The 25676-nt window shown below is 42.0% G+C and carries 30 protein-coding genes; 9 read left to right on the plus strand and 21 right to left on the minus strand.

All coding sequences use genetic code 11. From position 1 onward, the window contains the following. Position 1: 1 nt before the first annotated feature. The 7 genes from ACP26M_RS04255 to ACP26M_RS04285 all read right to left on the minus strand — a co-directional run bounded on the left by ACP26M_RS04255 (position 2) and on the right by ACP26M_RS04285 (position 7502). Entirely contained in the window at positions 2 to 694 is a 693-nt protein-coding gene (locus tag ACP26M_RS04255; RefSeq protein ID WP_426586452.1) for a hypothetical protein, read from the minus strand. A gap of 2 nt (positions 695 to 696) precedes the next feature. Beyond that, positions 697 to 1983, minus strand: coding sequence for a histidinol dehydrogenase (gene hisD, locus ACP26M_RS04260; RefSeq protein ID WP_426586454.1), 1287 nt, complete (start codon positions 1981 to 1983; stop codon positions 697 to 699). Positions 1984 to 2089: 106 nt separating this feature from the next. After that, positions 2090 to 2941, minus strand: a complete 852-nt coding sequence (gene hisG, locus ACP26M_RS04265) for an ATP phosphoribosyltransferase (RefSeq protein ID WP_426586456.1) — start codon at positions 2939 to 2941, stop codon at positions 2090 to 2092. Between the two features lie 359 nt (positions 2942 to 3300). Next, the gene (locus ACP26M_RS04270; protein ID WP_426586458.1) at positions 3301 to 3522 is read right to left on the minus strand and encodes a hypothetical protein; all 222 of its coding nucleotides are present in this window, start codon (positions 3520 to 3522) and stop codon (positions 3301 to 3303) included. Positions 3523 to 3676: 154 nt separating this feature from the next. Beyond that, positions 3677 to 5071 carry an IS4 family transposase gene (locus ACP26M_RS04275; protein WP_426589699.1) on the minus strand — a complete coding sequence of 465 codons (1395 nt, stop codon included), beginning with the start codon at positions 5069 to 5071 and terminating at the stop codon, positions 3677 to 3679. 277 nt (positions 5072 to 5348) lie between these two features. Beyond that, complete coding sequence (locus tag ACP26M_RS04280; protein ID WP_426586460.1) at positions 5349 to 6869, minus strand: hypothetical protein; 1521 nt, start codon at positions 6867 to 6869, stop codon at positions 5349 to 5351. A 141-nt stretch (positions 6870 to 7010) separates the two neighbouring features. Then, positions 7011 to 7502 carry a D-glycero-alpha-D-manno-heptose-1,7-bisphosphate 7-phosphatase gene (locus tag ACP26M_RS04285; protein ID WP_426586462.1) on the minus strand — a complete coding sequence of 164 codons (492 nt, stop codon included), beginning with the start codon at positions 7500 to 7502 and terminating at the stop codon, positions 7011 to 7013. A gap of 392 nt (positions 7503 to 7894) precedes the next feature. Here ACP26M_RS04285 and ACP26M_RS04290 point away from each other — a divergent pair, with 392 nt between their 5' ends. Continuing rightward, a complete protein-coding gene (locus ACP26M_RS04290; RefSeq protein WP_426586464.1) occupies positions 7895 to 8224 on the plus strand; it encodes a YbjQ family protein in 330 nt (109 codons plus the stop codon). Between the two features lie 68 nt (positions 8225 to 8292). Here the strand turns inward: ACP26M_RS04290 and ACP26M_RS04295 are convergent, their stop codons facing one another. From ACP26M_RS04295 to ACP26M_RS04305, 3 genes are all read right to left on the minus strand, one after another. Beyond that, positions 8293 to 8490 carry a hypothetical protein gene (locus tag ACP26M_RS04295; protein WP_090526592.1) on the minus strand — a complete coding sequence of 66 codons (198 nt, stop codon included), beginning with the start codon at positions 8488 to 8490 and terminating at the stop codon, positions 8293 to 8295. A gap of 46 nt (positions 8491 to 8536) precedes the next feature. Next, a complete protein-coding gene (locus tag ACP26M_RS04300; protein ID WP_426586466.1) occupies positions 8537 to 9022 on the minus strand; it encodes a hypothetical protein in 486 nt (161 codons plus the stop codon). 406 nt (positions 9023 to 9428) lie between these two features. After that, positions 9429 to 9626 carry a hypothetical protein gene (locus ACP26M_RS04305; protein WP_426586468.1) on the minus strand — a complete coding sequence of 66 codons (198 nt, stop codon included), beginning with the start codon at positions 9624 to 9626 and terminating at the stop codon, positions 9429 to 9431. 55 nt (positions 9627 to 9681) lie between these two features. Between ACP26M_RS04305 and ACP26M_RS04310 the strand changes: the two genes are divergently transcribed. The 3 genes from ACP26M_RS04310 (at position 9682) to ACP26M_RS04320 (ending at position 11573) form a co-directional block, all read left to right on the plus strand. Beyond that, a complete protein-coding gene (locus ACP26M_RS04310; protein ID WP_426586470.1) occupies positions 9682 to 10626 on the plus strand; it encodes a hydroxypyruvate isomerase family protein in 945 nt (314 codons plus the stop codon). A gap of 39 nt (positions 10627 to 10665) precedes the next feature. After that, positions 10666 to 11217, plus strand: a complete 552-nt coding sequence (locus ACP26M_RS04315; protein ID WP_426586472.1) for a GNAT family N-acetyltransferase — start codon at positions 10666 to 10668, stop codon at positions 11215 to 11217. 140 nt (positions 11218 to 11357) lie between these two features. Then, positions 11358 to 11573 (plus strand): hypothetical protein, encoded by a 216-nt coding sequence (locus ACP26M_RS04320; RefSeq protein ID WP_090526601.1) that lies wholly within the window; start codon positions 11358 to 11360, stop codon positions 11571 to 11573. Positions 11574 to 11649: 76 nt separating this feature from the next. Here ACP26M_RS04320 and ACP26M_RS04325 read toward each other — a convergent pair whose 3' ends face one another. Next, a complete protein-coding gene (locus tag ACP26M_RS04325) occupies positions 11650 to 12309 on the minus strand; it encodes a YdeI/OmpD-associated family protein (RefSeq protein ID WP_426586475.1) in 660 nt (219 codons plus the stop codon). 101 nt (positions 12310 to 12410) lie between these two features. On the opposite strand from ACP26M_RS04325, the gene ACP26M_RS04330 reads away from it, so the two are divergent. After that, positions 12411 to 13088, plus strand: a complete 678-nt coding sequence (locus tag ACP26M_RS04330) for a GNAT family N-acetyltransferase (RefSeq protein ID WP_426586477.1) — start codon at positions 12411 to 12413, stop codon at positions 13086 to 13088. 84 nt (positions 13089 to 13172) lie between these two features. On the opposite strand, the gene ACP26M_RS04335 is transcribed toward ACP26M_RS04330, so the two are convergent. Both ACP26M_RS04335 and ACP26M_RS04340 read right to left on the minus strand, forming a co-directional pair. Beyond that, the gene (locus ACP26M_RS04335) at positions 13173 to 13703 is read right to left on the minus strand and encodes an RNA methyltransferase (protein ID WP_426586479.1); all 531 of its coding nucleotides are present in this window, start codon (positions 13701 to 13703) and stop codon (positions 13173 to 13175) included. A 98-nt stretch (positions 13704 to 13801) separates the two neighbouring features. Next, the gene (locus tag ACP26M_RS04340; RefSeq protein ID WP_426586481.1) at positions 13802 to 14968 is read right to left on the minus strand and encodes a galactokinase; all 1167 of its coding nucleotides are present in this window, start codon (positions 14966 to 14968) and stop codon (positions 13802 to 13804) included. A gap of 180 nt (positions 14969 to 15148) precedes the next feature. Between ACP26M_RS04340 and ACP26M_RS04345 the strand changes: the two genes are divergently transcribed. Next, entirely contained in the window at positions 15149 to 15439 is a 291-nt protein-coding gene (locus ACP26M_RS04345; protein ID WP_426586483.1) for a YciI family protein, read from the plus strand. A gap of 139 nt (positions 15440 to 15578) precedes the next feature. Here ACP26M_RS04345 and ACP26M_RS04350 read toward each other — a convergent pair whose 3' ends face one another. The 7 genes from ACP26M_RS04350 to ACP26M_RS04380 all read right to left on the minus strand — a co-directional run bounded on the left by ACP26M_RS04350 (position 15579) and on the right by ACP26M_RS04380 (position 23534). Next, complete coding sequence (locus tag ACP26M_RS04350; RefSeq protein ID WP_426586485.1) at positions 15579 to 15977, minus strand: hypothetical protein; 399 nt, start codon at positions 15975 to 15977, stop codon at positions 15579 to 15581. A 115-nt stretch (positions 15978 to 16092) separates the two neighbouring features. Further along, positions 16093 to 16956, minus strand: coding sequence for an aldo/keto reductase (locus tag ACP26M_RS04355; protein ID WP_426586487.1), 864 nt, complete (start codon positions 16954 to 16956; stop codon positions 16093 to 16095). Positions 16957 to 17149: 193 nt separating this feature from the next. After that, a complete protein-coding gene (locus ACP26M_RS04360) occupies positions 17150 to 17554 on the minus strand; it encodes a DUF1761 domain-containing protein (protein ID WP_426586489.1) in 405 nt (134 codons plus the stop codon). Positions 17555 to 17723: 169 nt separating this feature from the next. Next, on the minus strand, positions 17724 to 20447 hold the full coding sequence (locus ACP26M_RS04365) for a carboxypeptidase regulatory-like domain-containing protein (RefSeq protein ID WP_426586491.1): 2724 nt from the start codon (positions 20445 to 20447) through the stop codon (positions 17724 to 17726). A 158-nt stretch (positions 20448 to 20605) separates the two neighbouring features. Beyond that, positions 20606 to 21547 (minus strand): hypothetical protein, encoded by a 942-nt coding sequence (locus tag ACP26M_RS04370; RefSeq protein ID WP_426586493.1) that lies wholly within the window; start codon positions 21545 to 21547, stop codon positions 20606 to 20608. 75 nt (positions 21548 to 21622) lie between these two features. Beyond that, complete coding sequence (locus ACP26M_RS04375; protein ID WP_426586495.1) at positions 21623 to 22561, minus strand: hypothetical protein; 939 nt, start codon at positions 22559 to 22561, stop codon at positions 21623 to 21625. 73 nt (positions 22562 to 22634) lie between these two features. Then, positions 22635 to 23534 carry a hypothetical protein gene (locus tag ACP26M_RS04380; RefSeq protein ID WP_426586497.1) on the minus strand — a complete coding sequence of 300 codons (900 nt, stop codon included), beginning with the start codon at positions 23532 to 23534 and terminating at the stop codon, positions 22635 to 22637. 138 nt (positions 23535 to 23672) lie between these two features. Here ACP26M_RS04380 and ACP26M_RS04385 point away from each other — a divergent pair, with 138 nt between their 5' ends. After that, positions 23673 to 24140, plus strand: a complete 468-nt coding sequence (locus tag ACP26M_RS04385) for a CYTH domain-containing protein (RefSeq protein ID WP_426586499.1) — start codon at positions 23673 to 23675, stop codon at positions 24138 to 24140. A gap of 7 nt (positions 24141 to 24147) precedes the next feature. On the opposite strand, the gene ACP26M_RS04390 is transcribed toward ACP26M_RS04385, so the two are convergent. Further along, positions 24148 to 24441: a hypothetical protein gene (locus ACP26M_RS04390; RefSeq protein WP_426586501.1), complete on the minus strand. Its 294-nt coding sequence runs from the start codon at positions 24439 to 24441 to the stop codon at positions 24148 to 24150. Between the two features lie 331 nt (positions 24442 to 24772). Here ACP26M_RS04390 and ACP26M_RS04395 point away from each other — a divergent pair, with 331 nt between their 5' ends. Further along, positions 24773 to 25111 (plus strand): ArsR/SmtB family transcription factor, encoded by a 339-nt coding sequence (locus ACP26M_RS04395; RefSeq protein WP_426586503.1) that lies wholly within the window; start codon positions 24773 to 24775, stop codon positions 25109 to 25111. Further along, entirely contained in the window at positions 25108 to 25533 is a 426-nt protein-coding gene (locus tag ACP26M_RS04400; protein WP_426586505.1) for an SRPBCC family protein, read from the plus strand. The genes ACP26M_RS04395 and ACP26M_RS04400 overlap by 4 nt, the downstream gene beginning before the upstream one ends. Positions 25534 to 25676 lie beyond the last annotated feature (143 nt).

The raw sequence follows: 25676 nt of genomic DNA on the forward strand, positions 1-25676 counted from the left end.
TTTAATTGTAAGGCTTAAAATCCTTTGTGAATTTTCTTAATTTTTTATTCTCTCCGTCAAAATAGATGGTGTCATTTTTAAAATATGGCGCTGAAAAATAGTTGGCATCATCTGTTTCGATATAATCATCAACCAAATAATAATTCGTGGTTTTCTTGGTAACCGGATCATATTTAGCAGCCGATATACTGTTATTACCTGTTGTATCTATTTTTTTTATTTGCCAGAAATAAATGTTGCCGTTTATTACAGATGGTGAAGAAAAATAGTCATTAAAGTCAGTTATAAACGCTGACAGATTTTGTTTTTTACCATTTACGACCATTATATAACTGCCCAAAGACCCACTGATTGATTTTTGAGATTTCTGTGTTTTCGAAGTATCATCTTCTCCCGGCCCTGTACCTGTTATTGTTAGATATAAATAGTTATCGTTGCCAATTTTCTCAATTCCGTAATATTTGTCAATAGTATCGGCAAGCTTTCCGCTTCTTGTTACAACGGCATAGCTGCCTCCCATAACAGTTGCATCAAAAATACCTGTGTCAATTACAATGTAGTCTTTATTAAGCTGATAAGGCTTAAACGAGGTAGTGGTATCTCGTTTAACTGTATCAGATATTAATTGTTTATGATTACCGTTGTGACAAGCAGTGAGTGCAAACAAACTCAAAAGGTATGCAAGCTTTTTCATGATCAACTATTGTTTCTGACACTCACAGCATTCCTGTGTGCATGTAAACCCTCCAATTCGGCCAAAACTTCAACTGTTGGACCGATGTTTTGGATCCCTTCGCGAGTGATATGCTGAAACGTGATCTTTTTCACAAACGAATCAACTGACACACCCGAATAAGCCCTTGCATAACTGCTGGTTGGCAGGGTATGGTTGGTTCCTGATGCATAGTCACCTGCGCTTTCTGGTGTTAAGTTTCCTAAAAATACTGAACCCGCATTGATGATGTCTCCGGTGATCTGTTCCCAACTGTTGGTTGCCAGGATCAGGTGCTCAGGAGCATATTGATTGCTGAAACTCATGGCCTCGGCCAGGTTATCAGTGATTACCACATATGAATTATCGATGGCCAATTTGGCTATCTCCCCACGGGGCAATACAGGCAGCTGTTTTTCAACTTCGGCAATGGCTTTTTCGGCAACATCAACGGAGGTACAAACCAATACAGCCTGGCTGTCGATGCCATGCTCGGCCTGGGCCAGCAGATCGGCTGCAATGTATGCCGGAATAGCGGTTTCATCAGCAATAACCAACACTTCCGACGGGCCCGCAGGCATATCAATTGCCGTTGTGGTGGTTGACTGGATAATGGTTTTAGCTTTGGTTACAAACTGGTTGCCCGGCCCGAAAATCTTATCTACCTTAGGAATGCTGGCTGTTCCGTAAGCCATTGCCGCCACAGCCTGCGAACCACCAGCCAGGTAGATCTTATCAATCCCCAGCATCAATGCCACATAAGCTATAAAGGCATTTACTTTACCGTTTTTTTGCGGAGGTGAGCAAACCACTATTTCATGGCAACCGGCAATACGTGCCGGAATCCCCAGCATCAAAAACGTACTTGGCAATACAGCAGAGCCACCGGGGATATACAAGCCAACTTTTTCAATCGGCCTTAATTCGCGCCAGCAGGTTACGCCGGGCATGGTTTCAACCCTGTCCTCGGTTTTTAACTGGGTTTGGTGAAAATTGTAAATGTTATTATACGCTGTTTCCAACGCTGCTTTCTGATCGGCAGATATGGCTTTGGCAATTTCTTTCAGTTCGGCTTTATCGAGGTAAAGCTTGTTCAGCTCCACCTTGTCAAACTTTAAAGCATAATCAAGCAGAGCGCTGTCACCATGCTGCTGCACGCTGGCAATCACATCTTCAACAATAGTCCTGATCTCGTTGGCCGGGTCAACATTACGCTGAACCAGTTTCTGGATCTCGTTGGATGAAAGTTCTGAATAGTTGTATGTCTTCATAAGATCAGCCCCCTCTAAATCTCCCCCGGAAGGGGAGACTTTTGATGCTATTTTTTAAACGGCCCTCAATTTTAAGCCCTCCCTTCCGGGGAGGGTTTGGGTGGGGCTAAAGGATTATCTTCTCAATAGGCATTACCACAATGCCTTGCGCGCCTGCTTGTTTGAGCTGGCTTATGCGATCCCAGAAATCACGTTCGGGGATCACGGTATGCACTGCTACCCAGCCTTCTTCGGCCAATGGTACTACCGACGGGCTTTTTACGCCCGGCAATAAAGCAATAACGGCATCGAGGTTCTTTTTCTCAACGTTAAGTACCACATATTTAGTTTCTTTGGCGCGTAAAACTGATTGAATACGCTGGATCAGTTCCTGTACAAGGTCGCTTTCGGCAATGGCTTTGCTGCCAATCAGCACCGCTTCCGACGACATTACATCGGCAAAAGGTTTCAGCCCGTTGCTTTTAAGGGTACCGCCTGTTGATACCAAATCGCAAATGGCGTCGCTAAGACCTAAGCCAGGTGATATTTCAACCGAACCGGAAATGGTGCGGATATCTGAAGTAATATTTTGTTGTTTTAAAAACTTGCCTAAAATGGCAGGGTAGGTGGTAGCAATTGCTTTGCCGTGTAAATCGGCCAGTGAGTTGATATCGCTGTTGTTGGGCACTGCTATCTTGAGCGAGCATTTACCAAAACCAAGGCGCTGCAGATAGCTTACTTCAACTTCGGTTTCCTGGATCACATTTTCGCCTACGATACCTAAATCGGCAATGCCATCCTGCACATATTCAGGGATATCATCATCGCGAAGGAAAAGGATTTCTAAAGGGAAATTGGATACCGGAGAGATAAGCGAGCTTTTGTAGTTTTCAAAGTTTAAGCCGCAATTTTTTAATAATTCAACGGATTTTTCGTTGAGCCTACCCGATTTTTGGATAGCTATTTTAAGTGTTTTCAAAAGATTGAATTTAAGAGACTATGATAAAAAAGAATATAAACGGAGGTTGTTATTTCGCGTAGAAACATACATATTAGCTGATCACCACATGGTGGTGATGCAGATGAAGATGATGTAGTGCGATACCGTTCATTTTTTATATAGTAAAACTATAGATTAGCGGTGCAAATATAGACAGATGTTTTTTAAATCAAAATTTAATGTGAAAAAGTATACGGGTGCGTGAAATTTTCAAGAAGTTTTATGTCCGATTGAACGAGCTTTTAGAATTTAATTTTGTTAATTGCTAAGTTGCTCCGCCCGTTGTTGCTGTTGTCAGGTAACTATATACCTGTTAAACCATGTGGATGAGAAGAGAATTACTTCAACGTTAATTCTTCGGTAAACAAATGCCCATTGGGGCATTTGTATGTATAGATTATCAGTTTACCATCTCGCTTATTCGATACAATTTCTTTTGCTTCTTCACTACATTCTAAACAGTCGGGGTAAGGTTTTTTAGGCAAAGGAATATTCACCGATGTTTTTATTATAGAGTTAACGATGTTTGATGCTTCTTTGGGGTTCTTCTGGCCTGCCATAAAACAAAGATAAACATTGACAAATGAAACCCGCCCGTTGTTGGTCTTTTGCCGTTGTTGGTGTTGTCACCAACAACCTTTACGCTATGCATAGCGGCCTTATAGGTTCATAAAAAGATACGGGAACAAGTTGTTGGTGTTGTCACCATATCCGTTAACCTAAGGGATTGAATATGTCGTAAACAATCTCAAAGGCTGCTTTTTTCCGTTTCTTAGGTTCAATGAGCATGTTTTTTATAATTGGGAAAATGAATATCTCGCACCACTGTTCAAAGCTCATGGAGCTTTTTACCACTTTTCTTAATGCATAATCAAACTGGCGTGCCTGCTTGAAAAACTTCCACATAGAGCAAGCGTATCCGGGCACTCCCTTTTGAATAGCTGCATCGATACATCGGAAGATCTTCCAGTTGAGTAATATCCATATGAATTTGGCGATCAACTGGCATTCCAATCTGTCTTTTTTAACTGCCTTGATCTGATGTATACCGAACAACGATTTCCATGTTTTGAATACTAATTCAATCTGCCATCGTAAGCGATACAATTGAATAATAGCTGCCGCGTTAAGGGATTCTTTCGTTGTATTGGTAATGAATACGCTGAATTTACAACGGGTCTTGTACTTATCAGTAAGTTTACTTTTCTGACTTTTTGCTTTTTGTTCAGCTTTTCTTATTCGTTCTGACCATACCGCCTCCGGTACAGGTAAAGCGATCAGGCGACAAGTGATGGCATCTTTACCTGTTCCAACAATAACCTCCGTATCAAAATGATTATTATTATTCTGCATCTTTTGGTACAGCTTTACCCAATCTATCTGCTTACCATTGCTGCACTGGACAAACTTTACCTGTGGGTGAGGTCTGTTCAGGAAAAATGCCTCTTCCTTAATTACTCTTGCAAGATATTCTAATGTTACAAACCCCAGGTCCCGGATATGCAATTCGTCTTTGCAGATCCGGTCTAATGTCTTTCCCGAATGACTTTGGTCATTTTCAGTTGCTTTTGTTAATTCAAGGTTCTCCCAGTTCCCGTGCTTCAAATCAAAAGAATACTGAATGTTCATAATAGAAGATACTCCAAAGTTTCCAAAGCCTGGATAATCTTCCGCGAATTGGTCGGGTAGCGTAAACTTAGAGGAATCAGCGATTAGCACACGTGAAAAAGGCTGCCAGCTGTTTAGCTGGCCATGATCCAGCTTTAAAGCCATTTGGGTTGACAAAACCGATTTCAGAAAGTCAAGCGTTCTTGTATTGAAGCGTTTGTGCAGTCCAACTTTACTTAAAGATTTCTGATGTTGCTGGGCCAGATCGTTACAGCAATCCTGCAGACTAAGCTGGCTATGGTCTAAATCACTAAACATCAACGTGTCGATAAACTCCGATGGTTTTAGCTTGGACTGCCTTTGTAGGAAACCACTTTTTCGAGCTAATTCAGAAAGTTTATCAGGGTCTATAACTGAGCGGATGCTGGTTTGTAGTTCGGATGCATAATCAGTAACAAATGTACTTTGATCGAAAATAAAAGGCGCTTTTCCCCTTAAAATGAATGATTATCGCGAAAAAAAACTTATTTTTATAAAAGAAAAGGCGGTAATTGCCTCGAAAACAAACCGCCTTTTTAATAAATATTAAACTATACAAATATGGGAAAATCTAAGTGGTTTTGCCCAATGGCGAAGCCCCGTCATTTATAACTCCTCAAAAAAACTTTTTTAAAATCCTTAGGTTAACGGCTATGGTGACAACACCAACAACGGCGGGAGCTTGTCATCACCAACAACGGCGGGAACGGAATTCGTGGTAATCCTAAAATCCTATAAATCATGGTTCAGACTCATACTCATAAATCGCACCCTCTTCGCCAAAATCCTTGATCTTTTTTAGATTTTTAACTTTTTGAATGTCTTTTAGGTTGATAAGCTCCGGGTTCTCCAATACGTTGAACCAGATGAGGTAGTAGTGTTTAACCTTGTAAAACTTATCAATATCCTTGGTAAAAAAGCGGTGCGGTACCAGGTATGATGACATGCCTGAGAAAAAGTAAACGGCTTCATGCGCATCGGTATAGATCCTGACGCCCGGTTTAAATAAACTGTGGTCTGTTCCCCTCAAATAAGCTGCAAACTCCGAATCGATCCAGCTTTCGTCGGTATAGCCGGGGTTGCCGTATTCGTCGACTACCTGGTCGTTATAGCGGGCTTTATCTATCAAAAACTCGCTGGTTATAAAGCCCAGCATCAGTATCACCATTATAGCTCCAACAATACGCCGGGTGGTGGTATTATTTAACTTTTTAAGCAGCAGCAAGGCCCAACTGGTATATCCCCATAAAGCGGAAATGTATAACGGCGATAACAGGCGGTGATTAATTCGCTCATACCTTGAAAAGGTAGATGAAAGTACAATAAACGCTCCGTAAACCAACGCGAAGGTTATAGCCAGATTTTCAAAACTATCCAGCTTGCGGCGATAATAATTAAATGCCAGGGCAGCAATAAAGCCCAGGAATATGATGATGGCTAAAGGTGTAGCAACCCAGTATTGATTTGGTGTAAGGCCCATCCAGTCGCACATTACGGTACCAAAGTAATACAGGTTTTTGCTAAACGGAGTGATGGATGGCTCCCGCGGACCGGTTGTTGTACCTGTTACAAAAGCATTGAATACCAGGTTGCTTACCAGCAGCGAAATGCAAATTAGTCCGTAAATGCTGATATGAACTATTTTCTTTTTAAGCGGCAGCACCCTGTCAAGCAATAAAATTAAGCCGCCTGTACCTACAATAGTAACAGCCGCGTAACGCGTAATACAGCTTATGGCGGCTATAACAGCCGCTACAATAAGCGCTTTAAGCGTGTGTTTTAAAAGATATTCCCGAAAGGCTACCAGAAAAAAAAGGATTTCGAGGATGAACAAGGTCTCCGACCATAAATAGGAATATACCTGGAGCAACGGCGGGCTCAGGATGATAGCCGCCAGCATCAGCCATTTATAAATTCTTGAAGCCGGTACAAAGTGCTCCATGATCCACCCACTGGTAAAGATGAGTGTGGCGAACATGATCCCATTCATTACCGCGCCAAACTTAACAGGATCTATCTGTGTGATAAACGAAATGATGCCAAGATAAATGGGATAAAATACCGGAAAATCGACAATAGGTACACGGTTGAATGTTAACAGTGTACCGTGGTCTTTAAAGCTCCTGGCCGCGCTGGTATACATGATACTATCCGGCGAAACCCCTACACCGCTATACCTGAAAAACAAGCTTAATATAAACCAGCCGATTAAGGCGGCTATTACAGCATCAAGGTTTTTTAAGTAGCGGCTTTTTTGCATGGGATAATATGAATATTGGTAAAAAGCAGGAGAGAAGAAAATGTTTTAGGGAAAGTGAAAAAGCCCCACCCCAACCCTCCCCGGAAGGGAGGGCTTTAAACTCAAGTCTCCCCTCCCGTGGGAGATTTAGAGGGGGCCGTTCTACAGTATCAGATCCAGTACCGTACTGATCGGCTGGTCGCTGTCAATGAGGATACCTTTTACACCGGCAGCTGTGCCTGCTTCAACGTCGCGTTCGCGGTCGCCTATAAAGTACGATTTTGATGGATCGATGTTATATTTTGCTATGCCTTGCAGCAGGAGTCCCGGTTTTGGTTTGCGGCAATCGCAGTCGCCGGTAAAGTTGGGGTGATGCGGGCAGTAAAAAAAGTCGGTAAGTTCAACGCCGTGTTCATGATAAACCTGTTTCAGGTGAGTGTGCATTTTTGCCAGTTCCTCTTCAGTATACCAGCCTTTGGCCAGACCACCCTGGTTGGTAGCAACAAGCAGCATATAGCCGCGATCCTGCAGGGTTTTAAGGGCATCAAAGTTATCAAGTACATGGAAATCCTCAAAACGGCGTACGTAATCGCCCATTTCCTGGTTTAACACACCATCACGATCTAAAAAAACAGCTTTAATTTTATCAGGCATCTATTTTAATTTTTTGGCGAAGGTACGTTTTTTAGTCCATAGTCGATGGTCCATAGACGATGGTTCATAGTTCATAGATCATAGTTGGTGGTTAAAAAAGCAATGGAGCAGTTTGCTTCGATTATTTAAATTGAAAACGGAGATTGCGTTGGTTAATAGCGGATACCGGCTATGTTCCTGACCTGGATTAAACAGATTTAGGATTTGCTGTTAATTCAGATATCATTTGCACTTGCATATGACAAAAGAAACTAACCCCCAGCACTAATCTCTGATCACAAACCATGGATCTCAAAAAATAAAAACAGATATTTACGTAATATCGTTAACCATACTACATCTAAATAAAAATCAGGCCGGATAAATTGCTGGCTAACAAACTTAAACTAAAAATGGATACATCACTTATTACTACCAGTACAGCCTTAGATGGCTACAAAGTTACCAGGCATTTAGGCGTTGTACGCGGCATTACGGTGCGGAGCCGGAGCGCCTTGGGCAATATTGCCGGCGGTTTTCAATCGCTGTTTGGCGGCAGGCTTTCAATTTACGTTGAACTGTGCGAAAACGCGCGCGAAGAGGCTTACCAGCTTTTAATTCAGCACGCGCAGGCTATTGGTGCCAATGCCATCATTAACATGCGTTATGATGCCAACGAAGTAATGCAGGGCGTTACAGAAGTGCTTGCTTACGGTACCGCTGTTGTAGTTGAAAAGGTTTAATAAAAAAGGAAAAACCACCCTGAAATTATACCAGGGTGGTTTTCTGTTTTATATGGTACAGCTTTACTTTATTTAAAATATGAAAGTGGGATGGTTTTCCACATGCCGTGGGCAAGGTGGCCTATCAGCAACTCATATATCAGGTATACAGGCCAAAATATGTAATGGATGATAAGTAAAATAACACTGTGATTGTAGTACCAGCTTATCATTAAACTATATAATCCTAAAACAAGATATAGTATACTGGTTTCGCGCTTTTCCATTTTCTTGACCGTTTATTTTTTAGCTAATTTATAAATTGTGTTTAAATTAACGGCAATTTTTCATGCTGTAAATTACTGTATAATCGGCTGTGCTGTTTGTTTGTTGCTTACCGGTTTTTGCATCGTACCTGTAAGGCTTTTGGGCAAGCTGATTGCTCCTTAGCTGAAATTCGACGCTCAGCGTATCCGCGCGGCCTTCCTGGCCGTAAGTCCATAAGGCTTTAATAACATTGCCGTTTAAATTGCCCATCAGGCTGCCTTTGCGGGCATCTTTTTCTTTGGGCAGCCAGTCCATATCGCCGGTAACTTTATTGCCGTTAATATGCAGGTTAACTTTGGTAGTGTCCTGACCGGCGGTGCCTTCGGTAGTATAAAAGCAATACTCCATATTTACAGCCGGCGCGTCGGGTGCATTAGCCATGGCGGTGTCTTCCTTTTTAATTACCGTATCAGTATCATTTGTTGAATGATTGCCTGAGCAAGAGGCAACCGTCATTGCGATAAGGGAAACAAAGCCTAATTGAAATTTCATAACTGTGGTTGATTTTTTGTTATGACAATTAAAATAGTAAAAGGTTCAATCACTAATTACTACAGCCACGAAATAGTTACAATGTACTGATTAATGTCATTAGTACCCGGTTATGCCTGTTTTATTTCGGGCGGGGTTGATACAATTTCCCCAAATTCATTTACATAGGCCAGCATGCTTTCCAGATCGCTGCTGCCTGCATTTTATTTGCGTTCCTGTTTGCGTTGTTCTTTATCTTCCTTTTTTTTCTGGCGATTTTTTTCCAGTTGTTTTTTCATAAATGTTGCTTGCGACTTAGCCATAATTAAGATCAATTAAGTTAAACAATAGCTATTCCGTGTAGCAATAAAAAGGCCGGGCCAGGTAATAATCCCTTGTTTTGGTGAGCGTAAAAATGATCTTTAAGTTAAGTTCCGGGCAGCAACGGTATCAGCGGGGAATAAAACAGATCAGCATCAAATAGCTGGGCGCTGTGAGCTGGAATAGCTTTAATATTTTGCCGTTTATACACAAAGATAACAAAAATAGCTGAATTTTCAACCAGACCATGTCGCCGGGCCAGCAAGAATGCTTGGAAAAAAACGGATAAAACAATGTTATCCATGTTTGAAAACGAGGCGTAGGTGTTATATTTAGCCCGCAAAACCAATTATAACCTCATGAAACGCAGAAACTTTGTTCAAAGCTCGGTACTGGCCGGGGCCTCGTTATTTACTTCAGGTGTTTTAAAAGCCTCCACACTTACCGGCTGTGCTGAACCCGCAGATGAAGCAGCCGCTATAGCCGGCGATAAGCCTTTTAACCTTAACTATGGCATTCATGACGGGATGTTTAAAAACCATGCAGGGGATGATTTTATCGACCAGATAAAATTTGCTTACGATAAAGGTTTCCGCGCTATTGAGGATAACGGGATGAGCGGCCGCCCGGTTGAGCAGCAAAAAAAAATAGGCGATACATTGGCAAAGCTGGGTATGGCCATGGGTGTTTTTGTGCAGCCAGGCCTGGGCAATGACAGCAACATGCTGGCAACAGGCAATGCCGACCAGGTTGAAAAGTTCGTCGCCTCATGCAAGCAGGCGGTTGAGGTAGCCAAACGCATAGGCAGCAAACTGGTTACCGTAGTTCCCGGTGATTTTGCGCGGAAACTTCCTATCGGTGTGCAAACAGGCAATGTTATTGAAGCCATAAAAAAGGGAACTGCCATACTGGAGCCGCACGGCATTATTATGGTTTTGGAGCCGCTAAGCGATAATCCGGATCTGTTCCTGCGTACACCCGACCAGGCTTATGCCATCTGTAAGGCTGTGGGAAGTCCATCATGTAAGATCCTGTATGATATGTACCATGTTCAGCGTAACCAGGGTAATATTATCCCGACACTTGATTTGGTTTACGATGAGATAGGCTATTACCAGATAGGGGATAACCCCGGCCGTAGAGAACCCGGAACCGGTGAAGTTAATTATAAAAATATATTCAAACACATTTATAACAAAGGCTATAAAGGCGTAATGGGTATGGAGCATGGTACTGCCGGAACAGGAAAAGAAGGTGAGCTTGCATTAATTAAAGCATATCGCGAGGCGGACAGTTTTATTTAAAATGCCGCTATTGTAGCCGGTTATCAACATTATTTATTTATGCTTAGCCCCAACTTTAATCCGTTTCCTGTTTTGGTAACTGAGCGCCTTATATTAAGGCGCTTTACTCGTGATGACGCTGCCGATTTGTTTGAAATGAGATCGAACGAAACCATGATGCAGTACATTCACCGGCCAATCAATAAAACCATTGATGACGCCATTGCACTGATAGACGTGATAGAAGACCTGCTTGGCAAAAACGATGGCATTACCTGGTGTATCTGCCTGAAAAACAATAATAAATATATTGGGAGCATAGGTTTTTGGCGGATAGAGAAAGACAGTCACCGTGCCGAGATCGGGTATCTTTTAAACCCGGTATACCAGGGGCAGGGGCTCATGCAGGAGGCAATAACAGCCGCTATCGACTATGGTTTTAATGTGATGAAACTGCATTCTATAGGAGCTTATGTAAGTCCGGCGAATTTCGCTTCAATTAAATTATTGCTCAAAAACAATTTTGTGCAGGAGGCTTATTTTAAGGAAGATCATTTGTATAACGGTCGTTTTGAGGATACGATGGTTTATTCGTTATTAACACAAACTTAAATCTGTTAACAAATTATTTATGCCAGCTATTTTTAATTAAAAAAAAATGATGCATGTTTACGCATAGAAACCAATTATACCTGTGCTGAAAACAATTCAGTTTAAATGGGGTTAACATTAAAAAACAAAAGAAACTTATCATGGCAACAGAAAAAGGAAGTGGCATCACCGCTTATTCAGTGAAAACAAAAACTAAAAATGTACCAATGATCAATCCCGTTATCGACGTAAAATCGGGCAGATACATTGCGACAGGAACTGACAGTGAAGGTAACAAAATGGCTGCCATCATGGGCAAAGCAACTGCCGAAGAGCATATCAAAAATGGTAATGCTAAAAAAGGCTCTGGCTGGTAAATAAAACTAAACATAAAAATGCCCTGTATTTGTTGAAAATGCAGGGCGCTTTTGTTTAGTAACGATTTGAAATTTTTTATTTATCCGAAGGATTCTTCTTTTTATTCTGCAGCATTTCCACCATTTTAGTTAAGCGGTCCTGGCGGGTTTTTTCCTGTTTGGCTGTAAGGATCCAAAGTACATACTCCTTTTTATGGCTGTAAGCCAGCGACTGGAAGTAATCAATCACTCCCGGATATTGTTCCAACGTTTGCTTTATATAATCAGGCAGAGTTACTTTTTTATTATCCACGTCAATATAATCGCCGTATTCGTTATTTCGCACAGCCTCCTTACGCTCTGCTGAAACTTTTACAGCTTCAACCGGCCGAAAGCGTAATGCAGTCCATATTTCGTTAACAGCAGCTGATGCTACAGGCCGCAAGCCATACTGAGCCGGAGCGTCCCAGCTGCTCATCATCTCCAGATCTGTTTGGATACCTGAGCTTTTCTTTGGGTAGATGATCCAGAAAACGGTGTCTGCTTTGAGAAGGCGAGTGATCACCTTAAGTTCGGATGTCAGTTCTGTACTGTTGGTCACAAATAGCTGGATACCGTTAAATTCGCCTTCGGTGTTAAATACAAGGCTGGCATTATCCGGCAGGGGAGACAAGCTATCCTGGTAACCTGCGGGCGCATTTTGCAACAACCAGCGTGAATTTGGTTTGATCAGCAGTTTTTTAGCAAGGGCATTCATTGTAAACGTTTTATAATGGATAAAGCTAATGTAAGCAATAAATTAAAATTGAATGACAAGCCCAAACCCTGCTGCATGGTATTTTTAATAGCTTTGCCTTGATGGAACATGTACTTGATAACCCAGCCTGGAACGCGCTTAGCACCGGTAATAAAGCTTTTGCGGGCGGTAATGATATAGCTAAATATTTCCCGAAGGAGGTTTCACCTTTTGTTGCTACCGCTGAAATATCTGCAGGTTATTTTAACCTGCTTTACGATACTATTCCCTTTGAGAGCCATTTTATCTTTATTGCCCCGCATGATATTGAAATTCCCGAACAATGGAAAATAGTACATTGCCTGAAATGCCTGCAAATGGTTTTTGAAGGGGAAGTGCCGGCTGATGTTTCGGACGAAGGCCTGGTGCCGCTTACAGAACAATATGTGCGCCAAATGGTCGAACTCACTCAACTAACCAATCCCGGCCCTTTTATAGAACGAACTATTGAATTTGGTCATTACCAGGGCATTTTTGATGGCGATAAACTGGTTGCCATGGCAGGCCAGCGTTTAAACCCTACCCCTTATGCCGAGATCAGTGCTGTTTGTACCCATCCGGATTACCTGGGACGCGGATATGCCGGTAGGCTGTTATTGAATCAGGTTAAACGGATTAAAGAAGTTGCTGAAATTCCATTTCTGCACGTGAAATCTGAAAATGACAGAGCTATCAAAGTATATGAAAAGCTTGGTTTTGTAACGCGGAAGGAAATGTCGTTTTATGTGTTGAGGAAGTAACCCCCTCTAAATCTCCCCCGAGGGGGGAGACTTTAAGAAGCAATTTTTTAAGCCCTCTCCTTTGGAGAGGGTTTGGGTGAGGTTCTATATCGCCATCTTAGCAAAAAAATCCCAAAGCACGATGCCTGCCGATACTACAATATTAAACGAATGCTTAGTGCCAAACTGGGGGATCTCAATACAGGCGTCAATCGCTTGCATTACTTCATCACTTACACCGTTTACTTCGTTACCAAAAATCAGGGCGTATTTGCCATCTTCAGCGGGTTTAAACTCGTGAAGCATGGTGCTGTTTTCGGCTTGTTCAATGGCTATGATCTGGTAGCCATCGTTACGTAATTGTTCAACAGCCTGCAGAGGAGTTTCGTAATGAGTCCAGTTAACAGACTGGGTTGCGCCAAGGGCTGTTTTTTCAATTTCGCGGTGAGGTGGCTGGGCGGTAATACCGCAAAGGCAAATCTGTTCAACCGCAAAACCATCGGAGGTGCGGAAAATGGAGCCAATATTGTGCATACTGCGTACGTTATCCAGCACCACGGCTACCGGCAATTTATCCTGTGCTTTAAATTCATCAACCGTAGCCCGGTTCAGCTCATCCAATTTTAATTTGCGCATATTTTTTTGTCCATAGTCCATAGACCATAGTCGATAGTTTAAAGCAAATGGCTATCGTCCATCGACCATGGTCCATCGACAAAAATACAAAAAAGCCGTTAGTTAAGCACTGAAGCCAATACGCCTACACCATCGCCAATAAGCGAGCTGTAAACAGACGGGGCGTAACCTATTTTTTGCGTGTAGTATTCGGTTATTTCTTTGCTGAAATTATCAAACGCGTCACCTTTTACCAGAGCAATGGCGCAACCGCCAAAACCTGCACCCGTCATACGGGCACCCGCAACATCAGGGTTGGTTTTGCTGTATTCAGCAACAGCGTCCAGTTCAACACCGCTTACTTCGTATAAATCGCGCAGGGAATCATGTGAGGCGTACATCAGCCTGCCAAATTCGGTCAGGTTGTTATCTGCAAGGGCCGTTGCGGCCAGTTTTACACGGTCGTTCTCTTCAATTACGTGTTTGGCCCGTTTCAACACAACCGGATCTGTTATCAGGTGTTTGTATTGCTCAAAAGTAGTGCTATTGATCTCGCAAAGATATTTAATGTCCAGTTGCTGTTGCAGGGCCATTAGGGCTGCCTGGCACTCCTCTACGCGTTCGTTATATTTTGATTCGGCCAGTTTGCGGGGTTTATTTGTGTTGATAATGGCAAGTACATAATCGCCAAGATTACTGTCAACCGCCTGGTAATCCAGGGTATCGCAGTTAAGCATCAGGGCTTTGTTCTTTTCGCCAAAGGCAACTGCAAACTGGTCCATAATACCGCAGTTAACACCTATAAAGTTGTTTTCTACATCTTTTGACAGTTTAACCAGGTCGAGCTTGCTATAGCCGCTGTTAAACAAGTCGTTAAGTGCATAGGAGGTAACCACCTCGATAGAAGCTGATGATGACAAACCCGAGCCAATTGGGATATCGCCATAAAATAACATATCCAGGCCTTTTAACGGGTGACCATCCTTTATAAAGCGGTCAATGACACCGATAGGAAAGTTAAACCAGTTTTCGCCGGTTTTTTCATAACTGATTTGCAAAGGAATATCTTTTTGCTCACTAAAATTTAAACTCCTAAAGCGGAAAATGCCATCCTCATTAGGGGAAGTTAGTAAATAAGTACCAAAAGTAATAGCGCATGGCATAACCAAACCACCGTTATAGTCAATATGTTCGCCAATAAGATTTACACGACCGGGCGAAAAATACGCGTTGTCTGCTTCTTTGTTAAAGATCTTAATAAATTCCTGGTGTAAATTATTCTTCATTATTCAGGTTGGTTTTTCGGGAAACAAATATTGTAAAAATTGTCAACTTTACAGTTATAAATTTAATTTAATTTTTAATTTATTTTAATGGGATAGTTTTGCAGATATTCGGACCTGATAAAGCATGCATGCGCAAAAACTGCATGCATGTTATTTAAATACCAATTAAAATAGATACCCATGAAACAATACCTCGTTACCGCCTACGATTATACCGATGCCGAAGCATTTGAACGTCGGTTAGGTGCCCGCCCTCATCATCTTGATGGTGCCAGGGTTTTAAAAGCCAATGGTAATTTTGTGTTAGGAGGAGCCATGCTAAACGATGAAGGCAAGATGATTGGCTCAACCATGATAGTACAGTTTGAAACCGACGAAGAGATGGAAGCCTGGAAACAAAATGATCCGTATGTTACTCAAAAAGTATGGGAAAGTGTTGATATAAAACCCTTTAAAGTGGCAGACGTTTAACACGGTTTGCAGTCATTAGTCTGCTGTTTGCAGTTACAAAAAAACTCCGCTGTTCGAAGTCAGAGACTTCGGACAGCGAATATCACAGAATGTCAAACAGATTTTCACTGCAAACTGCTAACTCAAAACTGCCCACTGCCTACTGCTCCGCCCATCTGCTCATTTGCCAGTATCCCTGAGCATCTTTAGCATAAAAAGCAGTATAACCTTTGCCCTGCATCGTAAAATTAAAATCAAACTGATTTACCGAACTGTCATCAGGCAAAAAATTGGCGACTAAATTATCAGCTACCGCGATTATCATAGCACTGAAGTCATCCTGTACCTGTTCCTTAGCCTGGGTACTCGCCATAAAATCATTAAAAGTTTCAAACTCGTAAGCTTCGTTACTTTGTTTCCTTGCTGCGTTAAAAGCCGCTTCGGCCCATTGTTGTTTGTAGGCTTCCATAGCGTTGAGCAGGTCTTCGGCTGATATTTCCGGCAGGCCATCCTTGCCAGTAGTGTTATAGCTGTTTAGTATTTCTTCTTTACTTTTCATTCAGGACTAATGTTTCATAATAGCTGCCGGTGTTCATTCCTTTCAATTTGATTCAAAATTAAAAGGATGCCAAATTAATGACATCCTTTTAATTTTAGCTCTTCAAATGGTTTATTTATGCTTCAGACAGGCTGTTCAATACATCTATATCATCATCTGACAGCTGAATATCGGCGGTTCTCATATTCTCCTCCAAGTGTTTAACACTGGATGTGCCGGGGATGAGCAGGATATTTGGCGAATGATGCAATAACCAGCTTAACGCCACCTGGTGAATGGTAGCATCGTGTTTGGCGGCAATACGGCCCAACATGTCTTCGCCCTGTACATTACCGCCGCCAAGCGGGAACCATGGAATGAAGGCGATGTTATGATCGCGGGTGTATTCCAGTTCGGCCTCCCATTTGCGGTTGTCAACACTGTACATGTTTTGTACTGATACTACTTCAAAGTATTGCTGGGCAAGCTTGATATCTTCAACACTTACTTCAGATAAGCCTATATGCCTGATCTTACCTTCCTGCTGTGCTTTTTGCAAAAACTCAAATGATTTTTCGGCAGGAACTTTAGGATCGATGCGGTGTAGTTGGTACAGATCTATACGATCAACCTGGAGGCGTTTCAGACTGCCTTCAAGAGCTTCCTTTAAATGCTCCGGCGAAGAATCTACAGGCCACTCGTTAGGGCCAGTACGTAATAAACCGCCTTTGGTACCTATCAGGAGGTCGGTAGGATATGGATGCAAGGCTTTGGCAATTAACTCTTCCGATACATTTGGCCCATAACTATCGGCGGTATCAATGAAGTTTACGCCCAGCTCGACAGCGCGTTTTAATACACGGATGCTTTCTTCTTTATCTTTTGGCGGTCCCCAGATACCGCTGCCGGTAATCCGCATTGCGCCGTAACCTAAACGATTAATGGTAATGTCGCCACCAATGGTGAATGTTTTTTCAAATGAACTTGTTGTGCTTGCCATGGTAATGTATTTTGGATTGACTACTGTAAAGTTCAACTAAAAAGCATCAGTATTGTTCATGGAATATATAACATCAGTGTCATTTTGAACCTGCATTAATTGCACTAATGGTGTAAACGAATTACACGAATTAAGGCTCGATAGCTATTCGTGTAATTCGCATAAATTCGTTTTCTATTAGTGAATAATCATCTTATCTCCAGGTACCTAATATTAAGCCCATCAGGGTTAGGGACACTACGCTATAGCCGCCGTTTATGAAGATCAGCCGCCAGCTTTTGAGCTCAAACAGGCTGTGAATAGCGATAGCGCAAAACGTCCAGATGCCCGCAAGAAAACCCGCTGTCGCTCCCCAGGCAAGATCAGTTTTCGCATCGGCTAAAAACATAGCGAGGTTTACAGCCATAATGATAGAAAAGAAGGCTGTAAAGCCAAAGGCCCTCCCTTTGCTGGATGCCTGAAGCTCGGCACTGCTAAGCTTATTATCTGCCATCCATGCATTGGCAAACAGGGCAGGAGAGTACCAGATACCGCCAACTAAAAACGCGGATAATGCTGCAACCACAACGGCCAGCCAGTTGATAAGTTGAAAATTCATGATGATAATGTTTAAATTAATTGGTTGTACTAATATAACTATTAATAGCTAAAAGCTGAATGCCCAAAGCCAAAAGCTAATAAATTGATACAAATAGGGATAAATGAAAAGCCCTGGCTGCTTTTTAGCAACCAGGGCTTTTTAGTCTGTCAGCAAAATTTGTGCTGGTTTATTTTACGTTGTAGTGGATCACACTTCGGCCTATATTACCTTCGGCGTCAATTCCCTCAATTATAGCACGGTATGAGCCGCGTTGGTCGCTGTTAAAGAAGCTGATAGTTGCCGTACCGGTTGCCTTATCGGTAATTACGTTAGGTTTCCAATAAATCGTATTACGTAAGTCACCCCCAAGCGTGCCTGCTTTGGTTACGTCATATTTAGGCGAGTAAAACTCCTTGGCCTTGGTATAGCCCTGCACTGCAAAAGTGATCACATTTTGCTTGGGAATAAGTTCCTGTAGTTGTGCAAGTGTTATCTTTTGTTTTTTAACAACCTTTTTGTTAATCACCAGTACGCCCTTGGTTTGGGTACTACGGTTGATGCCGCTTACCCCATCATTTAAAAAGATCTCCACAGATTCAACCTCGCTCGATTGTATGCTTGATAAAAAGTTGGCATCAACAGGCAGGCTGCCCACATATACCTGCACCGGGGTGCGGCCGCCTGCATTGTAATCGCGGGTAACGTAAAAATTGTTGTCAATATAGGTAAGGCCCATTGCCATGGTTGATAAACAGTTTAACAACAAAGGGCAGCCCTGTAATTGTTGTGCCGATACTTCATGGTCCGCCTGCATAGGTAAACCTGAGAAGGTGCCATAATCGGCATGGCTGGCTTTTTTTACGATCTTGGTTGATTTTACAACAACTTCCTTTATAGTGCGTGAGCTTTGATATTGTTTATAGCTGTTTTGTAAATAAGGGCGGAAAGTACTGTCAATATTCAGGATCTCATCGGGGATGTTGTTGTTTTTGCTTAGTTTTTGATAAGCTTCGCCATTAACCGATATAACCATGTTGCGTCCGTTAGGGTTGTTGCGGGCACTCAGGGTAATTTTTGATGTATCCGGCACATTCACGTTTGAGAATTTAAAATTGCCCGACATATCGGTAATTGTTTCTGCCGAAAAGTTTTTATCTGGAATCAATAACCTTAAGCTGCCTTTGGCTACCGGAAGACCTGCATTGGTCCTCAATGTTCCTGTTACGTCAATGCCTTGCTCCGGCATCAGGTAGATAGGCGGATTTTTGTCGGCCAGTATATCCTCATAATCAAAACGACGGTAACCCTGGGTAAGCATCAAAATATCCAGGTTGGCCAGTTTTTCATCATCGGGTTTGTTGAAGTAATAGTTCGGTTTTTCGATGTAACCTTTCAGATCGGAGGTAAGCAACATATTACTTAATATGGTTGATTCTGCATCTTCATTTGATGGTACCGTGCCATCATCAACAACAGCTACCGAAAAGCTGCCTTCGGCCGGGGTTGTATTGTTTTTTGCCGATACTGTGATCTTAACACTCCCCCTTGTACTGTAGGATGGTTTATCAGTTTTAAGGGCCAGGTTCATCTGGTCATTATGTTGAATAAATACAATCCGCTCGCATAAAGCATATCCGCCCGATGAAAACAGCGTTACCTGTACAATACCTGTAGGGAACTTACTTTTAGGGATATTGGCCGAATAAACTGTGCTTTGCAGTACTGTTTGAGCCGCATAGTAAATAACGCCGCCGCTTTGCGCTACCAGGTAAAAACTTTTGTTTTGTTTGCGCTGAAAAAACAAATCGTTAGCCGATATTTTTACAGTGAGATTGGTTGGATCATTGTTGTAAACGGCAATATTTATTCCCATTGATTGTACGCGAGGCAAATTATAGGTAGCCTGTGATCCATCGGGGAAAGTAATGTTTGCTTTGTATGATCTTTCGATATCGGGAGTGATAGCGAAGATGCCCATTCCTAAATGGGCACTGCTGATCTGGGCAATCTCAGCGCCTTTATCATCAACAATAGTTCCTTTGATATCAACGCCCAGCCCGCTTGAGGCTATAGCCTTAAAAGCGACTTTTGTGCGGATTCCGTTGGTTAACTGCCCTCCTTCCGGAAAAAACTGCACATCATAGCCTTTAACGGCTGTACGCATAGAAAAGCTGCTGCTGATAGTTTTACGGTCGCCAACGTCAACGGATGTAACCAGGATACCGCCGGTAATTACATCGGCCTGGCTTTCGGGCAGGTCAACCTGCAATACGCCTTTATCGTCTGTAACGCCGTGGCCTTTGCTTACGGGGTCGCCGTTTTTCATCAGTTGCCAGTTTACTTTTTTGTTGGCATACGGACTGTTGTCCGGCCCTTTGTAAAGGATGGTGGCATCAACTTTAACGCCTGTTCTTTTGCTTGAACTTTTATAAGTGATGTTGGTGCGTACCTGGTTATCTATGGCGTTGCCAACATTAAAAGTATGGTCATAAAAATAATCCGGGTCAAAATTACGCATCCAGTTGGTGTAGCTTCGCAGGCGGTAAGCTCCCTGTTTATAAGTATCGCCGTTAAGCACAATGTTACCGCTTGCAAAACCATTTGTAACTGCGATGCGCTGACTCTCAACTACGGAATCGCGGTTGTTGATCAGGTCGACATAAACAATGCGGCTCAATGCCGATGGCTGGTGCTTTTCAATGGTTACATAGGCCTTAAACCAAATGGTATCGCCAACAGCGTAATAAGGTTTATCTGTATGCAGGTAAACCTTCTCGATAGGGTAGCTGCTGTTAAACTTGCTTGTTTTTTCGATTATGGTTGTTAGGGGGATGCTATCCTGCTGGGCAAAAACAGATGCGCCAAATGCGGTTAACAGGCATAATAGGAGTAAAAATCGACGTATGATCATCAATATAAGTTAAAGAAGTAACAGGGGCTAATATAAACATTTAGCCGTATTGCATTTTTAGCGGCTGTTTATTTAACACTTTTTTACAAATGCTTTTTTTAGCCGCTTGCGAAAGTTAAACGCTAAAAGCTATACGCTTATACAAAATAGCACAATTGTTACTTGGCTGCAGTTTTGGCCTTGCCCTCAACATGTACCGAGACCATGCTTGAGTGGATGATGCCCAGGGTAGTACCGGGCTTTACATTAAGGTAAAATTTAAAGTAGCTGTCCACAACCGCTTTTGAGGTATGGATATAATCAGCCTCTCTTTCCTGGTCGCCGTTAAATCCAACAAGCGGGGCGCCGTAGTACAACTTGCCCTTATCATCAACATACATGGTGAAGGAAAAATAGAAATCTTTATAAGCGTTTTTGATCACGATGTCGTAAGTAGGGTCAAGGTAATCGTCAGAGTTATCGAAATTATTAAGTATATCCGGTTTGGTAGTACGGCGAGATACGGTTACCAGCGGGCTTTTGCTGGTTATTATGGCCGGCTGTCTGGCTGCAAAAGCCTTGGTATAATCTGCAGTTGCTTTAGCGGCAAGCGAACGGATGAATACAGTATCGGCACGGCTTGGCCTTCTTAATGTAGCGGTATCGGTGTGCAAAACGTTTTTTACATAATTATCAGCAAAAAATCGCATGAACACCTTGGTGCCTTTTACATCAAGTGAATCCCCTTTCTGGATCAGGATCTCCATGGTTATGCTGTCCTTATTGATCTGCCTTATCTTTAACCATGAACGCGCTGCATTGAAGATTGAATCATAGCCACGGGTTAGCGGAAAATTAATAAAAGCATTTTTTGTTGGACTGAAAATGCTTATCGAATCGTCTGAAACAAATTTTAGCTTCCATTGCGGCTCCAGTTGATAACCATATTCGTTAAACGAGAGCCCGTTTTTTTGACGTCTGGATACTTCGGAGTAGTTGATGCCATTGTAAGGTTTAAAGGAGATCAGCTCTCTTTTCTTTTTACCTGAAGGGCCGCTGCCGCAACCTGAAATAAAGGCAGATATGATGAAGAGCAGCCCAAATGCTGCCGTTTTTAACATTTTAAAATTGATAAGTAGCATTGCTGCTAAAGATATAGATAATTTGATAAATGGCTAAAAAATGGACCGATATCGTTACAAGCCACTTTTGCCGGTAACGTTTACTGCAATCTCGCTGGCATGCACAATGCCAAGCGTACTGCCTGGCTTCACATCGAGATAAAACTTGAGGTAAGTTTCCATTACAGCTTTTGAAAGATGGGTGTTGCTCTCCCTTTGAGTTTCTTCGAAAAATACCCGTAGGGGTTTACCATAATACATCCGCCCCATGGGGTCAACAAAAATTGAGAACGAGTAGTAAAAGTTTGCATAGGCTTTGTCAATAGTGATGTCAAACTCGGGGCGCATATAGTCGGATGGGTTAAAATTGTTGAGCATGGTTGGCTCGGTATGGAGTTTTTTTATTTTTATCCGGTTACTGCTGCTGCTAAGCTCAACCGGTTGCCGGGCTGCAAAAGCTTTTTTAATGTTTTTATTGGCAGCTTCGGCTAACTGCTTTATATATATCGAGTCTTTGCGGTTGGGGCTTTTACATTTGCTCAAATCGCCGTGAAGTGTGTTTTTAATATAATTATCGGCATAAAAAACCATATAAACCTTTGCGCCGCGAGTATCAACCGAATCGCTGCGAGCTTTAAGCATTTCGATGATCATGCTATCCTTAGTCATGGTCTTAACTTTTAACCAGGTGCGGGCGGTATTGAAAACGGAATCGTATCCGCGGGTTAGCTGAAAATTGATAAATTGTTTTTTTGTCGGGCTGTAAACGCTGACTGAGTCATCGGAAACGAATTGCATTTTCCATTGCGGCTCTAATTGATAACCGGAGTTATTAAATGACAGCCCATTATCTGATCTGCGCGCTATTTCTGTATAGCTGATACCCAATACAGGTTTAAAGGAAATCAGGTCTTTTTCGCCATTGTGTTTAACAATGTTACGTTGTTTGCAGCCCATGCAAAGCAAAGCAAAAACGATGCAGGTTAATTTTGCTATAGGTTTGTTAGTTATCATATAGGTATTTGTTAAATATATGACTTATTATGAACGCTAAAATGAGGAGGTTACATAACCTCGTGACTTAAATCTACACGCCCCGGTTTCCTGTAACATGAACGGCTATCTCGCTGGTATGCACTATACCAAGTGTTTTACCGGGAATAAAGTTCAGGTAGTATTTAAGGTAACTGTTCATTACCGCTGTAGAGAGGTGAATATAATTTTCCTCGTAGCTTTTCTCCGAAAATGCCGTAAGGGGTTTTCCATAGTGTATTTGCCCGGCCGGATCAACGAAAATGGAGAATGAATAGTAAAAATTGCTGTAGGCTTTATCGATGGCAATATCAAACTCCGGGTTCATATAATCGTAAGAAGCATCGAAGTTGTTAAGCATGGTTGGCTCTGTATGGCGTTTACTAAAAGTAACATGCGGGCTTTTGCTTTCAATCTCCACAGGTTGTCTTGCGGCAAATGCTTTGGTAAAATCTTTACCCGCTGCATTGGTTAATGATTGTATATATACAGTATCTCTTCGGCTGGGACTTTTGCATTTGCTTATATCGCCATGAAGTACGTTGTTTATATACTTATCCGAATAAAAAACCATGTAAACTTTAGCGCCGCGCGTATCAACCGAATCTGCATAGGCCTTTAGCAATTCAATGATCATGCTGTCTTTTGTCATTGCTTTAACTTTTAACCAGGAGCGGGCAGTATTAAAAATGGAATCATAACCGCGTGTGAGTGGAAAGTTGATGAATCGTTTTTTTGTAGGGCTGTAGATGCTTGTTGAATCATTTGAAACAAATCGCATTTTCCATTCCGGTTCTAACTGGTAACCAAAATGGTTAAATGATAGCCCGTTTTGTGAACGCCGCGCAATTTCGGTATAGCTGATGCCAAAGACAGGTTTAAATGAGATCAGATCTTTTTCGCCGTTGTGTTTAACAATGTTGCGGTGTTTACAGCCAAGGCAAAACAAAGTCAAAACAATGCAGGTTAAATTTGTAAAAGGTTTAGCAATTAGCATATAGGTTCGATATATTATAAATATATGATATTTACCAACGCCCAAATGTTAAATAATGCTAAAATTGCAGATTGTAAGTAAATCGGATATAAGCTGATGGCAATTGAAATAGAACGTAAATTTTTGGTAGATCAGGAGAAATGGCAGCAGGTAACAAAGCCTGAAACAGTGCATTTCAGGCAGGGGTACATTTTTAGTGATGAAAAGAAAACTATCAGGGTACGGGTTACTGATACAGAAGCATATATCACTATAAAAGGGAGTACAGAAGGTTTTAGCCGCAGCGAGTTTGAATATACTATTCCCAAAACTGATGGTATTCAGTTGCTTGATAACTTTGCAGTCTCTGAACTGGAAAAATATCGCTATAACATCCACCACGCCGGTAAACTTTGGGAAGTTGACGAGTTTTTAGGCGATAACCAGGGTTTGCTGATGGCCGAAATTGAACTTGGGAGCGAGGATGAAGAGTTTGAACTGCCGCCATGGGTAACAACTGAGGTAACCGGCGATGATCGGTATTACAATGCCAGGTTAAGCGTTCATCCTTTTAAAAACTGGTAGCAACTTTTCAGGCACATTCCGGTAAGTCAAGCAGATAGTCGGGTTTCGATTCGTCGTAAACCGTTTTAACATACTTGTTGCCTTGGGGACAAACAGCAGGGATCAAACTGGTTTTGTTGCCTTTGTCATCAATAATGTAAGCCTCACCATCCTCATGTTTTATCCAGTCATAAAGTTTCGACCTTTCGGTGAGGCCTTTTACATTGATCCGCTCGTTGATCCATTCAAGTGAGTCGATGGCCACATACGGGTTATTGTGCGGTGCGGTGTCGGTTTTTATAGATACTATACGTACTGCCATTGTATTAAATTGCATTAGACATTCAGGTGTGATAAAAATATGGCAAAAAACAATACCCCGAAATAGGTATAATCACCCAATTTTCACTACGTAAAATTACCTATGGTATAGGCGCTGCCGCTTGCTAACCATATCGCTTATTTGGCGAATAATGAAATGATTTGAGGATAGGAGTGTATTGCATATGCTTGTAAATAAGTATGTTGAAAGTAAAGTAGCACCCTGTAGGTGCGTGTTGCGTCTTTTTAAGAAAATTAAAATAGATATTGCGTAACCAAATGGTTTCATTTATATTTGTAACCGAACGGTTTCATGTTTCCGTTCTGTTACTATGCGAAGAGATGTTTTCCAGGCCATTGCCGACCCAACCCGCCGCGAGATCATTAACCTGCTGGCCAGCCGGCAAATGAACCTTAATGCCGTGGCCGATAATTTTGATATCAGCAGGCCGGCCGTATCCAAACACATAAAAATATTAACCGAATGCGGCTTGCTCGTTATTAAGCAACAGGGGAGGGAACGCTATTGCCATGCCGATTTGAAACAGTTAAAGCAAGTTACAGACTGGGCAGAGCAATACCGCCGGTTTTGGACGCAGAAACTGGATGGCCTCGACGCTTTTTTAACCAACGAACAAAATACAGATAACCATAAAAACAGCAAACTATGAGCACACAACCATTTGTAATTGAACGTGTTTATTCGGCGCCTATTCAAAAGGTATGGGAAGCCATTACCGTTAAAGAAAAAATGAAAGAATGGTATTTTGACCTTGCCGAATTTAAACCCGAGGTAGGATTTGAATTTGAATTTACGGCGGGAGATAAGGATAATTTTCAATACCGTCACCTGTGCCGGGTAACTAAAGTTGTTGAGGGTAAAATCATTGCTTATACCTGGCGATATGATGGCTACGAAGGCGACTCGGAAGTTACGTGGGAACTTTTTCCTGAAGGGAATGGCACCAAATTAATCCTCACCCACAGCGGTCTGGAAACTTTCCCGCCGTTGGATTCCTTCAAAAAAGAAAATTTTGTTGCCGGCTGGACACATATTACGGGCGTATCGCTTAAAGATTATCTGGAGAAGTAAAAAAAACAATATCGTAATCCTATTTATTCCAAAGGCACTTGTTCCCCAACAGGTGCCTTTTTATTATTGCTTGTTAATTTTGCATAAAGTTATCGCTTCGGAATACTCGATATGCCAATATCTTTTATATTAGTGCTTGCTTA

It is taken from the genome of Mucilaginibacter sp. R-33 (assembly GCF_049949235.1).
Taxonomy (GTDB): Bacteria; Bacteroidota; Bacteroidia; order Sphingobacteriales; family Sphingobacteriaceae; genus Mucilaginibacter.

Coding starts and splice junctions, on each gene's coding strand:
- ACP26M_RS04255 (WP_426586452.1), bottom strand. CDS start 694: ATGAAAAAGCTTGCATACCTTTTGAGTTTGTTTGCACTCACTGCTTGT.
- hisD (WP_426586454.1), bottom strand. CDS start 1,983: ATGAAGACATACAACTATTCAGAACTTTCATCCAACGAGATCCAGAAA.
- ACP26M_RS04270 (WP_426586458.1), bottom strand. CDS start 3,522: ATGGCAGGCCAGAAGAACCCCAAAGAAGCATCAAACATCGTTAACTCT.
- ACP26M_RS04280 (WP_426586460.1), bottom strand. CDS start 6,869: ATGCAAAAAAGCCGCTACTTAAAAAACCTTGATGCTGTAATAGCCGCC.
- ACP26M_RS04285 (WP_426586462.1), bottom strand. CDS start 7,502: ATGCCTGATAAAATTAAAGCTGTTTTTTTAGATCGTGATGGTGTGTTA.
- ACP26M_RS04290 (WP_426586464.1), top strand. CDS start 7,895: ATGGATACATCACTTATTACTACCAGTACAGCCTTAGATGGCTACAAA.
- ACP26M_RS04295 (WP_090526592.1), bottom strand. CDS start 8,490: ATGGAAAAGCGCGAAACCAGTATACTATATCTTGTTTTAGGATTATAT.
- ACP26M_RS04300 (WP_426586466.1), bottom strand. CDS start 9,022: ATGAAATTTCAATTAGGCTTTGTTTCCCTTATCGCAATGACGGTTGCC.
- ACP26M_RS04305 (WP_426586468.1), bottom strand. CDS start 9,626: ATGGATAACATTGTTTTATCCGTTTTTTTCCAAGCATTCTTGCTGGCC.
- ACP26M_RS04310 (WP_426586470.1), top strand. CDS start 9,682: ATGAAACGCAGAAACTTTGTTCAAAGCTCGGTACTGGCCGGGGCCTCG.
- ACP26M_RS04315 (WP_426586472.1), top strand. CDS start 10,666: ATGCTTAGCCCCAACTTTAATCCGTTTCCTGTTTTGGTAACTGAGCGC.
- ACP26M_RS04320 (WP_090526601.1), top strand. CDS start 11,358: ATGGCAACAGAAAAAGGAAGTGGCATCACCGCTTATTCAGTGAAAACA.
- ACP26M_RS04325 (WP_426586475.1), bottom strand. CDS start 12,309: ATGAATGCCCTTGCTAAAAAACTGCTGATCAAACCAAATTCACGCTGG.
- ACP26M_RS04330 (WP_426586477.1), top strand. CDS start 12,411: ATGGAACATGTACTTGATAACCCAGCCTGGAACGCGCTTAGCACCGGT.
- ACP26M_RS04335 (WP_426586479.1), bottom strand. CDS start 13,703: ATGCGCAAATTAAAATTGGATGAGCTGAACCGGGCTACGGTTGATGAA.
- ACP26M_RS04340 (WP_426586481.1), bottom strand. CDS start 14,968: ATGAAGAATAATTTACACCAGGAATTTATTAAGATCTTTAACAAAGAA.
- ACP26M_RS04345 (WP_426586483.1), top strand. CDS start 15,149: ATGAAACAATACCTCGTTACCGCCTACGATTATACCGATGCCGAAGCA.
- ACP26M_RS04350 (WP_426586485.1), bottom strand. CDS start 15,977: ATGAAAAGTAAAGAAGAAATACTAAACAGCTATAACACTACTGGCAAG.
- ACP26M_RS04355 (WP_426586487.1), bottom strand. CDS start 16,956: ATGGCAAGCACAACAAGTTCATTTGAAAAAACATTCACCATTGGTGGC.
- ACP26M_RS04360 (WP_426586489.1), bottom strand. CDS start 17,554: ATGAATTTTCAACTTATCAACTGGCTGGCCGTTGTGGTTGCAGCATTA.
- ACP26M_RS04365 (WP_426586491.1), bottom strand. CDS start 20,447: ATGATCATACGTCGATTTTTACTCCTATTATGCCTGTTAACCGCATTT.
- ACP26M_RS04370 (WP_426586493.1), bottom strand. CDS start 21,547: ATGTTAAAAACGGCAGCATTTGGGCTGCTCTTCATCATATCTGCCTTT.
- ACP26M_RS04375 (WP_426586495.1), bottom strand. CDS start 22,561: ATGATAACTAACAAACCTATAGCAAAATTAACCTGCATCGTTTTTGCT.
- ACP26M_RS04385 (WP_426586499.1), top strand. CDS start 23,673: ATGGCAATTGAAATAGAACGTAAATTTTTGGTAGATCAGGAGAAATGG.
- ACP26M_RS04390 (WP_426586501.1), bottom strand. CDS start 24,441: ATGGCAGTACGTATAGTATCTATAAAAACCGACACCGCACCGCACAAT.
- ACP26M_RS04395 (WP_426586503.1), top strand. CDS start 24,773: ATGCGAAGAGATGTTTTCCAGGCCATTGCCGACCCAACCCGCCGCGAG.
- ACP26M_RS04400 (WP_426586505.1), top strand. CDS start 25,108: ATGAGCACACAACCATTTGTAATTGAACGTGTTTATTCGGCGCCTATT.